At 72.2% G+C, this 12,590-nt stretch carries 7 protein-coding genes; 1 reads left to right on the top strand and 6 read right to left on the bottom strand.

Translation table 11 applies throughout. The features are described 5' to 3' along the window. The first annotated feature begins 74 nt into the window (after positions 1-74). A complete protein-coding gene (gene dxs, locus QWI33_RS08630) occupies positions 75-2,000 on the top strand; it encodes a 1-deoxy-D-xylulose-5-phosphate synthase (protein WP_289956812.1) in 1,926 nt (641 codons plus the stop codon). A gap of 104 nt (positions 2,001-2,104) precedes the next feature. Here the strand turns inward: dxs and QWI33_RS08625 are convergent, their stop codons facing one another. From QWI33_RS08625 to QWI33_RS08600, 6 genes are all read right to left on the bottom strand, one after another. Further along, positions 2,105-2,689, bottom strand: a complete 585-nt coding sequence (locus QWI33_RS08625; protein ID WP_289956811.1) for a hypothetical protein — start codon at positions 2,687-2,689, stop codon at positions 2,105-2,107. 113 nt (positions 2,690-2,802) lie between these two features. Then, complete coding sequence (locus QWI33_RS08620) at positions 2,803-5,412, bottom strand: SCO7613 C-terminal domain-containing membrane protein (RefSeq protein WP_289956809.1); 2,610 nt, start codon at positions 5,410-5,412, stop codon at positions 2,803-2,805. 195 nt (positions 5,413-5,607) lie between these two features. Beyond that, a complete protein-coding gene (locus tag QWI33_RS08615; RefSeq protein ID WP_289956807.1) occupies positions 5,608-7,905 on the bottom strand; it encodes an SCO7613 C-terminal domain-containing membrane protein in 2,298 nt (765 codons plus the stop codon). Between the two features lie 237 nt (positions 7,906-8,142). After that, positions 8,143-8,964: a hypothetical protein gene (locus QWI33_RS08610; RefSeq protein WP_289956805.1), complete on the bottom strand. Its 822-nt coding sequence runs from the start codon at positions 8,962-8,964 to the stop codon at positions 8,143-8,145. Between the two features lie 243 nt (positions 8,965-9,207). Then, a complete protein-coding gene (locus QWI33_RS08605; protein WP_289956803.1) occupies positions 9,208-11,292 on the bottom strand; it encodes a 3-hydroxyacyl-CoA dehydrogenase NAD-binding domain-containing protein in 2,085 nt (694 codons plus the stop codon). Beyond that, complete coding sequence (locus QWI33_RS08600; RefSeq protein WP_289956801.1) at positions 11,292-12,482, bottom strand: thiolase family protein; 1,191 nt, start codon at positions 12,480-12,482, stop codon at positions 11,292-11,294. The genes QWI33_RS08605 and QWI33_RS08600 overlap by 1 nt, the downstream gene beginning before the upstream one ends. Positions 12,483-12,590 lie beyond the last annotated feature (108 nt).

Below are 12,590 nucleotides of genomic sequence, written 5' to 3'. Positions count from 1 at the left end.
GGGCCCATGAGACAGGTCCCAGCCGCACTCGCGCAGCTACCGCCCGCACCGCGCCACCGATAGACTTCCCCCTTATGAGTACGCACCTCCAGGGCGAGATGGGCCCGCTGCTGTCCGGCATCGGCAGGCTGGCCGATTTCAAGTCGCTGGACGAGAGCGAGCTCCCGCAGCTCGCCGAGGAGCTCCGCGAATTCCTCATCGGCGCGGTCGCCAGGACCGGCGGCCACATCGGCCCCAACCTCGGCGTCGTCGAGCTGACGATGGCGATCCACCGGGTCTTCGACTCCCCGCACGACCAGATCGTCTTCGACACCGGCCACCAGTCGTACGTCCACAAGGCACTGACCGGACGCGCCGACCGGTTCGGCGGCCTGCGCGGGCGCGGCGGCCTCACCGGCTACCCGAGCCAGGCCGAGTCCCCGCACGACCTCGTCGAGAACTCCCACGCCTCGACCTCCCTCTCCTACGCCGACGGCCTCGCGAAGGCCCACGCGCTCACCGGATCCGACCGGCACGTGGTGGCCCTCGTCGGCGACGGCGCGCTCACCGGCGGCATGTGCTGGGAGGCGCTCAACAACATCGCCGCCCGCGACGACCTCAAGCTCGTGATCGTCGTCAACGACAACGGCCGCTCCTACGCGCCCACCGTCGGCGGCCTCGCCAAGCGCCTCGCCGGCCTGCGGCTCAACCCCGGCTACGAGCCGACGCTCAAGAAGATCCAGGAGCTCGTCGAGCGCATCCCCGTGTTCGGCCGCGCCGCCTTCCAGGGCCTCCACGCCGCCAAGACCGGACTCAAGGACGCCCTTGCGCCGCAGGGCATGTTCTCCGACCTCGGCATCAAGTACGTCGGCCCCGTCGACGGCCACGACATCGCCGAACTCACCGAGGCCCTCGACCGCGCCAAGCGCTTCGGCGGGCCCGTGATCGTCCACGCCCTCACCCAGAAGGGCAACGGCTGGGCCCCCGCCCGCGCCGACGAGGCCGAGCAGATGCACGCCCCTTCGGCCGCGTTCGACCCGATCACCGGCGAGCCGCTCAACGCCTCCAAGCGCCGCTGGACCGGCGTGTTCGCCGATGAGCTCGTGGCGCAGGCGAACCTGCGGCCCGAGGTCGTGGCGATCACCGCCGCCATGCCCGGCCCCACGGGCGTCGACAAGCTCATGAAGCGCCACCCGGAGCGGGTCTTCGACGTCGGCATCGCCGAGCAGCACGCGGTCACTTCGGCTGCGGGACTGGCGATGAACGGCATGCACCCGGTCGTGGCGGTCTACTCCACGTTCATGAACCGCGCGTTCGACCAGACCGTGCTCGACGTCGCCATGCACAAGCTGCCGGTGACGTTCGTGCTCGACCGCGCCGGGATCACCGGCCCCGACGGGCCGAGCCACTACGGCATCTGGGACACCTCGATCTTCCGCGTGGTGCCGGGCCTGCGCATCGCCGCGCCGCGCGACGCCGCGTCGCTGCGCGAGGAGTTCGCCGAGGCGCTCTCGGTCGACGACGGCCCGACGATGCTGCGCTTCCCCACGGGGGCCATCCCCGAGGACGACATCGAGGCGGTCGAAGTCCACGAAGGACTCGACCTGCTCGTCAAGCACGAGGACGACGAACTGCTCATCGTCGCCTGCGGCGCGTTCGCCGCCACCGCGCTCGCCGTGGCCGAACTCCTTGCGGAGCAGGGCATCCGCGCCACCGTCGTCGACCCGCGCTGGATCTCGCCGGTGCCGGACGCGTTGGTGAAGCTCGCGGGCCAGTACCCGCTGGTGGCGACGCTGGAGGACGGCATCCGCACGGGAGGCTTCGGCGACGCGCTCGCGCAGTCGCTGCGCGACTCGGGCGATGAGACCCCGCTCGTGGACTTCGCCGTCGAGCGCGGCTGGCACCCGCACGGCACCCGCGCGCAGCTCCTCGCCGACCTCGGCCTGACGCCGGCGGCGATCAGCGAGCGCCTCGCCGCCGAGGTCCACCGCCGCGGCGAAGCCGAGGCGCACCACCACTGAGCGACGCCCCCGGGCACCGCTAGCGGGCACCGCCGAGGCGGTGCCCGCGTCCGTTCGCCTGCCGGGAGGGCGGCAAGGCCCTCCCGATGTCGCTGCTGAGCGGCCTATCGACTGCTGGAGAGGATCCCCCGGCAGGACTCCTCGTCGAGCCCGCTGAGGATCAGCGGCAGCACTTCGAGCGTCGCTTCGTCGACGACGACTTCGGCGACCTCCTCGGCCGCGAAGGCCGGTCCGTCCTCGTAGAGCCAGAAGGACGCGGGCTGCTCGATGGACTCCCCGCCGCGGGTCCCGCAGGGGCTCTGCAGGAGCGAGGTCCCCAGGACTTCGCCGGAGGCGTCGAGCGCCTGCACCTCCACGCTCCACTGCAGACCGAGCCGCCCCTCGGCGACCTCGACCAGGGCCTGGTCGAACATCGCCGCGTACTCCTCGTCGCCGACGAGTTCGGGGGTGAGCTCGAAGACCTCGAACGTCATCCGCACGATCTCGGCGTCGGGCACATGGTTCTCCATGCGGTACTCGTAGTCGAGGAAGTACCGGTCCGGGTCGTCGCCCTGGTGCGGGCCGAAATCGGTGATCGCCACGGTCAAGGCGTCATCGGCAGTGCCGAAGGCGGCGGCGTCCGAGGCGCAGACGCCCGCCAGCATGGCCGCGGCGACCGCCGGGAGCCACCGGAGTCTTCGTCGCGTCATCCGCTCGTTCCTTCCGTCGCAGTCCAACCGCAGCGGCGCGGCGGGCCCTGGAGGACCCGCCGCGCCCGGTGCTGACCGTGAGTACGCGTGAACCGAGGCGTTCGGTTGCCTCCTCAGCGCATGGACTTCAGGCCGTCCCTGATGCGGCGCAGGTCGCGGCGGCGGCGCTCGAACGTGGCGCCGACGGTGATGAGGACGGCGCCGCCGATGGCGGGCGGGATCCACACCGGAATGCTGCCGCGAAGCAGCAGCAGCTCGTTGACCACCATGACGGCCAGCACGATCGAGCCGAGCACCAGCGGCGCCTGCCAGCGCCGCACGAGCCCGGCGATGATCACCGCGATCGCGGCGGCGCCGACGCCGACGCGCCGCAGCTCGTCGCCGTCGTCGAGGGCCAGGATCAGGCTCGGGCCGATGCCGATGAGGATCGGCAGCGCCAGCGTCGACCAGGATCCGGCCTCGGGCCGGCGCTCGAGCCGCCACAGTCCGATGAGGAACAGGATCGCGGCGGGCGGCGCGGTGTAGCACTCGAAGACGTCGATTTGCGCTGCTGCCAGCATCAGCCACCAGCCCACGGTGCCGGTGCACAGGGCCGCGATCGCATAGCCCCAGGTGCGCACCGGTGCCATGATCGCGACTCCGATGAGCGCCAGCGTGTACACCCCGAACTGGGCGGCGGGGAAGAACTCGAGGCCCTCGGAGCCGAACGAGACGCTCGCGATCAGGCCGACGAGCGCTGAAATGCCGGCCAGGATGTGGGCGAGGACCGCGGCGAGCACCCGGTCGGCCCGGGTGCGGCGCGGCGCGCCTGCGGCGATGACGAGCATCGAGGCGGCGGCGACGGTGAGCCAGAACGGGATCCAGCTGTCCTGTTCGGGGGACATGGTGTCGCTGTTGCCCGCTGCGAGCGAGGTGAGCAGCACCCACAAGGCGAGTGAGGACCAGCCGGTGCACCGTCCGGCGACGGTGCCGGAGGCCAGCGCCGACGTGAGTCCGATCAGGGCGCAGAGCATCAGGGCGATCGTGGGGAGCGGGTCGAACCGCGTCGGGTCCTCGGTCCAGATCAGGACCGCGGCCGATTCGATGGCGAGGCTGACGGCGAGCGCGGCGGCGTTGACCCGGAACCGGCTGGGCAGCAGGATCGCCGCGATCGCCAAGGCGGCCAGGACGATCGGGACTTCGCGGTTGATGCCCCAGCCGGGTTCGTAGGCGATGAGGGGGTAGATCCCGGCGAGTGCGGTGAGGGCGGCGACGACGGCGGTGCCGCCGCCGACCAGGTAGGACGCGATGCGCAGGGGTTTGCCGAGCGGGGCCGCGACCGCCGGCGAGATGAGGCGGGCGGCGAGGAACGCGACGAAGTACGCGCTCAGGTCGGGCGCGTCGAAGGTGACGATGGCGAAGGCGGCCAGGGAGACGAGCCCGGCCGTGGCGGCCGAGGCCAGGGGCCAGGGGCTCTTGCGGCTGAGGAGGGCGAAGGGGAGGATCGCGGCGGCGGCGAGTGCGAGCGAGGGGATCAGGAGTTCGGGCGTGCCGGCCCGGATCGAGAGGACCCAGGCGCACAGCACGAGCGAGCCGCTCGCGGAGGCGGCCACCAGCATCGTGGTGAGTGAGACGCCGAGGCGCCGGGCGAGGTGGACGCCGATGAGGTTGGCGGCGGCGAGCAGTGCGACGGCGGCGGCGACGGGCGGGACCACGGGGTCGGCGAGGCCGAAGGCGGCGCGCAGGCCGGCCGAGCAGGCGGCGATGACGGCGGCGCAGGTGAGGAACCGGGAGGCCCACACGTCCGAGCGCGCGTAGTGGCTCGGGCGCTTCGCGGTGATCCAGGCGGTGGCGCCGAGGGCGAGGGCGAGGGCGAGCATGAGGGTCACGGCGAGGGCGAGGTCGCTCGCGGCGGCGTAGGCCAGGCCGATGGCGGCGAGGGGCAGCACGGCCCAGCTCGTCGCGGTGAGGCATGCGACGGCCCGGTAGGCGGCGAGTACGACGAGGACGCCGGCGGTCCACGCGGCGACGGTCTCGGGTCCGAACGCGGTGCCCGGCGGCCGGTACAGGTAGTACCCGGCGAGGGTGGTGCACCAGAGGGCGAGCGCGGCGAGCGCCCCGAAGGTCTCGGCGGTGGCCCAGAGGCGGAAGCGCTTGAACGCGAAGGGGACCGCGAGGAGCAGGAGGGTGACGCCGCCGAGGACGCCGGCCCGGCCGCTGTTGCCCATGTTGCGCCAGGCGACGGCGGTGAAGATGATGAGCGCGGCGGCGACGAGGAGCCCGCCGAGGCTCAGGAGCACGGTCTGGACGGTCTTGGAGCCGACTTCGCCGCGGTCGCGCGGCGGGCGGATCGCGCCGCCGGGCGGGGTGTGCGGCTGCGGGTACGGCGGGAGCGGGGGCGGGGGGACCTGCGGGGCGCCGCTGGGCGGCGTGGCGGGACCCTGCGGGGCGGTCGCGCCGACCGGAGTCGGCGCCGGGACGCCCGGGGTCTGCGGGGTCGGGGCGGTGCGGGCCCGGCTCTCGGCTTCGGCGAGGTATCGGGCGGCGAGCTCGGTGAGCCCCTTGAGCACGTCGACGCGCTCGGCCTCGACGGCGGCGCGGCTCTGGAGGGTCGAGGGCATCGCCGCGAGCACGGCGTCGAGTTGGCCGAGCCGGGCGAGCAGCGGTTCGGGTCCGCGCCCGCAAGCCGGGCACCGATCGGCCGTGGAGGCGCCGCCGCAGCGTGGGCAGTTGTACGTGTTCATGTGCACAGTGTGCTGGTCCTGTCAACTACGGATTCGGGCAAAACGGACGCGGTTTGTAGACCTGCCACAACGGGCACTGCGTGCGGGCCCCGCTTCCGTGTGCATTCTGTCAGGATTCCTCTAAACGGGTCGCCCCGGCGACGTGTGCGGGCCCCGCGTCACCGACGCGGGGCCCGTTCGCTTTGCGGTGCTTGCCTACCGCATGGCCTTGAGGGAGCGGCTGAGGCGTGCGAGGTCGCGGCGGCGCTGTTCCAGGGTCGCTCCGGCGGCGATGAGGACCGCGCCGCCCACCGCCAGGGGCGCCCACTTCGGCACCAGGCTCCACACGAGCACGATCTCGTTGACCGCCAGCGCGGTGAGCGCCACTGCGGCGATCACAAGCGGGGCCTGCCAGCGCCGGTTGGCCGCGAGCAGCAGCACTGCGAGGGCGGCCGCGCCGACGGCGATGCGCCGCCACGGTTCGCCCTCAGGGCCGAGCGCGAGGACCAGCGAGGGGCCGAGGCCCAGCACGAGTGCGGGGGCGAGTGCGGCCCAGGAGCCGGTGGCGGGGTCGCGCCGCAGGAGCCAGAGGCCGACGCCGAGCAGGAGCGCTGCGGGCGGGGCCGTGTAGTACTCGGGCGTGTCCGCGCCGCTGTAGGCCGTGAGCAGCAGTTGGGCGCCGGTGGCGGCGGCGCAGGAGCCGAGGACGTGGCCCAGGCGGTGCTGCCGGTCGGCGAGGGCGGCGACGGCGAGCGCGACGGCGTAGGCGAGGAACGCCAAGGGCGCGTAGAGGGTCATGTCGTCGGCGACGGTGTCGGCGGTGAGCCATACCAGGTACGGGATGGTGGCGGCGTGCGCGCTGATGCGGGCGGCGACGCGTACGTTGTCCGCGGCCGGGGGCTTGGCGTGGAGGGACGCGAGCAGGGCCGAGGCGCCGATCGCGGCGGCCATGAACGCGGGCTGGACGTCCACGTCGTCGGTCGCGCGGTCGTATGCGGCGGCGAACGCGGTCGCGGCGATCCACAGGTGCGCGGCGATCCAGGCGGTGATGCGGCGGCCCGCTCCCGGCGACGTGGCGGCCACGATGAGCGCCGCGGTCGCGGCGACCGCGAAGGACGCGGCGGGCGCCCACGGACGGTCCATGAGGCCGCCCGCGCCGAGCGCGGCGGTGGCGGCGACGATCGCGAGGAAGTCGCGCCTCCAGCCCGCGCGGACGACGGTGACGCCGAGGGCGCAGGCGGCGGCGATCGCGGGGATCTCCCAGCGCAGCGCATCGATCGGTTCGGCGCCGAACGCGACCGGGAAGACCGCCAGGCTCAGTGCGGCGCACCAGGTGAGGACACCGGCGCCGACTGCGGCGGCCGCGTTGCGCATGGCCTGCGCCAGCGGTGCCGGGAAGAGCAGCGCGAGCGCGAGTGCGAGCGCGGCGGCCCCGGCGTAGGCGGTGAGCGTGTACGCGTCGGTGATGACCGCGCCGAGGGAGGCGAGGGCGGTGATGACGGTGGCGGACGCCGCCGTGGGGGCGATCCAGGCGACCTCGTCGTTCGCATCGCTCCAGGACGCGAACGCGATGATCCCGGTGATGGCGAGCGCGAAGGCGGGCACGGCCAGGAGCGGCTCCTCCGCGCGGAACGCCAGGATCCAGCCGGTGACGGTGAGCGCGGCGGCGCTCGATCCGAGGACGAGGACCGCCGCGCGGGACGCGCCTGCGGCGTGGGCGTGCGTCTGGGCCAGCAGGGCGACGGCGGCGAGCAGGCACGCTACGGCGGCCACGGCGGGCAGCAGCGCGGCCTCGAGGCCGAACGCGGCGCGCAGGCCCGCGAGGAACACCGTGGTGATCCCGGCGGCGAGGAGCACGCGGGCCGACCACTGGTCGGAGGCGGTGTGGCGGGTCGGCGCCGCTGTCACGGTCCAGGCCGCGCCGGCGAGCACCGCGCCGATGAGGCCCATGTGCAGTGCGGCTTCGACGGCGTCGCCGAACGCGGCGAAGGCCGCGCCGGTGGCGGCCAGCGGCAGCAGCGCCCAGCCGGGGGCGCTGACGCGGGCGGCCGTCCGGTAGAGGATCGCGGCGACGAGCACGAGCGCGGTCCAGCGGGCGACCGCGACGGCGGTGAGGCCGGTGCCGCCGGGCAGGTACAGGTAGTACCCGGCGAGGGCCGAGCACCACAGGGCGAGGGTGGCGGTGGCGGCGAGGGTCTCGGCGGTGGCCCAGAGGCGGAAGCGGGTGAGCGCCGGCGGCACGGCCAGCAGGAGGCCGGTGGCCCCGGCGAGGATGGTGAGGCGGCCGCCGTCGCCCATCTGGCGCCAGGCCACTGCGGTGAAGACGATGATGCCGGCGGTCAGGAGCAGCCCGCCGAGGCACAGCAGGACGATCTGGACGGACTTGGTGGTGAGCTCGGCGCGCCGTTCGGCGCGCTCGGCGGGCGGGGCGGGGGCGGGGGCGGGGGCGGGGGGAAGGCCGGGGTGGGGCTGCGGGCCTTCGACGCCGGGCCGAGGAGTGTCGGTTCGGTTCATACGCTCAGTGTCGAAGCGCTGTCAAACCGTGAAACGGTCAAAACGGACACGCTTTGTGGGGCTCGCACAAGAACCGAATGACCCGCATGCGTACAGGGCCCGATATTTCGTGGATTCCTCTAAACGGTCAAGAGGGCGAAAAGAGGAACGGGACCCCGCTCGCAGCAGCGGGGCCCCGTTCCATCGGGAGGAGGAAAAAGCTTTAGCTCTCGCAGTCTTGGCGACGCTTGCGAGCCATCAATTGGCGTTGTAGGCGTCGATGATGTCCCGGGCGAGGCCCTCCCACTGGGCGTAGTAGTCCGGGAAGGCCGAGACCTGCACGGCCTGCGCGGCCGAGGCGATCGACATGTCCTGCCAGCCGTCGACGTCCTCGAGGGTGCCGTAGAACTTGCTCGCGGAGGTCGAGACGTCCATGAGCTCTTCGACCGAGCCCCAGCCCATCGAGGTGCGCTGCTGGAAGATGCCGACCGAGTCGTGGTCGGAGTAGGTGACGTCGGAGTCGGTGTACTCGAAGCTCTCCGGGACGGCCTCGGAGGCGGCGTTGTAGAGCTTCGCCTCCTGCATCGCGGTGGCGAGGGCGACGGCCCAGCCCTGCTCGTCGAAGCCCATCTCCTTGCCGGTCTCGATGATGGTGACCGCGTTGGCCTCCTGCTCGTCGTCGAGGTCGCTGACGTCGATGTCGACGGGCCCGGTGGGCTCCTTCACCGGCTCGGGCGCCGGGGCGGGCTCCTCGGCGGCGGCCTCTTCGGTCGCCGCTTCGGTCGGGGCGGGGGCTTCGGTGGTCGCCGGAGCCTCAGTGGTGGCGGGGGCTTCGGTGGACTCCGCGGGCGCCTCGGCGGCGGCCGGGGCGACGGGCTCCTCGGTGTTGCTGATGGCCCACGCGGCGGTGGCGCCGGAGCCGGTGAAGACGGCGGCTGCGATGCCGACGACGGCGAGGCGGCGGACCTTGTGGTGCTCGCCCTCGCTGTTGGAGAAGAGGTTCCTCGACCGCTGGGAGATCCCGGCGGCGGCGCTCCGGACCGAGCCGGTCACGCCTTCCATGATCTTGGCAAACTGCACCGGGCAACCGTAGGAGCGATAACAACCAGGCCAAAGTCGCTTGGCTCGGCGTTTTCCAAAGGAGGCGCGGGATTACTGGCCAGTAAGTTGCGGTCACGGCAAATGCCCGGTATCGGCCCTATCACCACATGTGTACGAGCACATCCGGGGTGCCCATGCACCCCCTCCGGACACGGTACGAGCCCCGCCTCAACCGAACGGTTGAGACGGGGCTCGTCGCAAAGATAACGTGACCGCGGCCACCTAAGCTTTTGCCGCGAACGGGGACCCGGACACGGCGGTCGAAATCCCCTCGCGGTCCAGGTACGGCGTCAGCCCGCCCAGCCAGAACGGGAAGCCCGCGCCCATGATCATCGCCAGGTCCACCTGCTTCGGCGACGGCACCACGCCCTCGTCGAGCATGAACCGCACCTCCTCGGCCAGGCCCTTGAGCACGCGCTCCTTGACCTCCTCGGCCGAAGACGCCTCGCCGCCCAGCTCGATCAGGCCCTTCGCCTCCGCCGTGAGCCGGCCCTTGCCCTTCGCCGAGGCGTCGAACACCGGGAAGTCGGCCTCGGCCATGCGCCGCAGGTTCTGCGACGCCGGGAACCGCGGCCCCAGGTCCTCGTTCAGGTGCTGGCACAGGTGCCAGGCCACCCGCAGGCCCACGAGCTCCAGCAGCGCGAACGGCCGCATCGGCAGCCCCAGCTCGTCGAGCGCCACATCGGCGACCTCGATCGGGGTGCCCGCGTCCACCGCGCCCGTGACCTCCGCGAGCATCCGGCCCAGCAGGCGGTTCACGATGAACGCCGGCCGGTCGGCCGAGCCCACCGCGGTCTTCTTCAGCTTCTTCGCCACCGCGTACGCCGTCGCCAGCGTCTCGTCGTCGGTCTTGTCGGTCGCGATGACCTCCACCAGCGGCATCACCGCCACCGGGTTGAAGAAGTGCATGCCGACCAGGCGCTCCGGGCGCGCCAGCTTCGAGCCCATCGCCGTGACCGAGAGCCCCGACGTGTTCGTGACCAGCAGGCACTCGTCGCCGATGATCGGCTCGATCTCGGCGAACACCGCCTGCTTGACGCCCAGCTCCTCGAAGACCGCCTCGATCACCAGGTCGCAGTCGGCGTACACGGACTTGTCCGCGCTGGCCGACACGAGCGCGCGCAGCTTCGCGGCCTTGAGCTTGGACGTGCGGCCCTTCGCCTCGAGCTTGTCGATCTCGGCCCGCACGTACTCCAGGCCCTTCCGGGCCCGCTCCTCGTCGAGGTCCGTCATCACGACGGGCACTTCGAGGCGCCGCGCGAACATCAGGGCGATCTGACCGGCCATGAGCCCGGCCCCGACCACGCCGACCTTGCCGATCTCCTTCGCCAGACCCGGGCTCGGCGCGCCCTCGGGGCGCTTGCCCAGGGCCCGGACCAGGTTGAACGCGTAGATGCTCGACTGGAACTGCGGTGCGGCCTCAAGGTCGGCCAGCGCCTCGTCCTCGGCGATGGAGCCCTCTTCGAAGGTGGCGGTCTGCGCCAGCTCCAGCAGGTCCAGCGCGCGCACGGCCGCGGCGGAAGCGTTGTGGACCTTCTCGTCCACGAGCTGCCGCGCCCCCGCCATGACCGCCGGCCACACGGACCGGTCGACCTCGGGACGCTCCACAGTGGTCTCGCCCGAGACGACCTTGACGGCCCACTCGAGCGACTCCTCCAGGAAGTCCGCGCCCTCGAACTGCGCGTCGGCGATGCCCAGCGGCACCAGGTCCGTGCCGCGCAGCATCTTGTTCTGGTTCAGCGGGTTCCCGACGATGACCTGCGCGGCCTTCTCGATCCCGATGAGGTTCGGCAGGATCTGCGAGCCGCCCCAGCCGGGGATGAGCCCGATCGAGACCTCGGGCAGGCCGAGGCCGTTCGCGGTGGTGCTCACGGTGCGGTAGTGGCAGTGCAGGGCCAGCTCGAAGCCGCCGCCGAGGGCGACGCCGTTGATGAACGCGAACGTGGGGACCGCGGAGTCCTTGAGCCGCTTGTAGAGCGCGTGCCCGGCCTGGGCCAGCATCAGCCCCTGCTCGCGGGACTCGAGGCTCGGCATGAGCTTGATGTCGGCTCCGGCCAGGAAGATGAACGGCTTCCCGGTGACGGCGACGAGCTTGACGTCCTCGGCGGCCTCGACCTCGTCCAGTGCGTACCACAGGTTCTTGAGCCCGCCGGGCCCGAAGGAGCTGGGCTTGGTGTGGTCGTAGCCGTTGTCGAGCGTGATGATCGCGGCCTTGCCGCCGAGTCCGCGCGGTTCCAGGTACCGGACGTGGGCCTCGGTGACGACCTCTTCCTCGAAATCGGGAAGGTCGAGCGGCGTTGCGTACATTACTTGGCCCCCTTGAAGTTCGGGTTCTCCCAGATGACCGTGCCGCCTTGGCCGAGGCCGACGCACATGGTGGTGATGCCGTAGCGCACCTCGGGGTGCACGGCGAACTCGCGGGCGAGCTGCGTCATGAGGCGCACGCCGGAGGAGGCCAGCGGGTGGCCCATGGCGATGGCGCCGCCCCACGGGTTGACGCGCGGGTCGTCGTCGGCGATCTTGAAGTGGTCCAGGAACGCGAGGACCTGGACGGCGAAGGCCTCGTTGATCTCGAACAGGCCGATGTCCTCGATGGACAGGCCGGCGCGGGCGAGGGCCTTCTCGGTGGCCGGGATCGGGCCCGAGCCCATGGTCTCGGGGTCGACGCCGGCGAAGGCGTACCCGACCATCTTCATGGCCACGGGCAGGCCCAGTTCGGCGGCGGTCTCGGCGTCGGCCAGGAGACACGCGGTGGCGCCGTCCGTGAGCGGCGCGGAGGTGCCGGCGGTGACGCGGCCGTGCGGGCGGAACGGGGTCCGCAGGGTCGCGAGCCCTTCCAGCGTGGTGCCGGGTCGCGGCAGCTCGTCGGCCGTCGCGACGGTCCAGCCCTCGTCGACCGAGCGCGCGGCCATCGTGGTGACGTCCGCGCTCAGCCGCTCCATGGCGGCGGCATAGCGCTGCTGCGTGCCCACGGCGTAGGCGTCGGCCCGCTCCTTGGTGATGTGCGGGTAGAGGTCGTGCAGGTTCTCGGCCGTGTTGCCCATGTTGAGCGCCTCGGGGTCGACCAGCTTCTCGGCGATGATGCGCGGGTTGGGGTCCACGCCTTCGCCCATGGGGTGGTTGGACATCGACTCGACGCCGCCGGCGATGGCGATGTCGTACTGGCGGGCGGCGATCGCGGAGGACACGCTGGTCACCGCGGTCATCGCGCCCGCGCACATGCGGTCGATCGAGTAGCCGGGCACCGATTTGGGCAGCCCGGCCAGGAGCGCGGCGGTGCGGCCGAGCGTGAGGCCCTGGTCGCCGATCTGCGTGGTGGCCGCGAGGGCCACTTCGTCTACTCGCTCAGGCGGCAGCCCCGGATTGCGGCGCAGCAGCGACCTGATGCAGCGGATGATCATGTCGTCAGCGCGGGTCTCTTCGAAGAGTTTCCCCGCCTTGCCGAACGGGGTTCGAACCCCGTCGACGAAGACGACATCGCGGATGGTGTCGTTCACGCCAGCCCCTCCTTTGGGTATGCAGCGGCGCCAGAGAGCGCAACGTCACAACGAATGTTACCCGCAAGTAAGTTCGAAGTCACGGCCCCACCCAGCCTAGTCCGGAGG

This window comes from Glycomyces tritici, from assembly GCF_030403505.1.
This window is presented reverse-complemented; position numbering and strand designations above follow the sequence as displayed.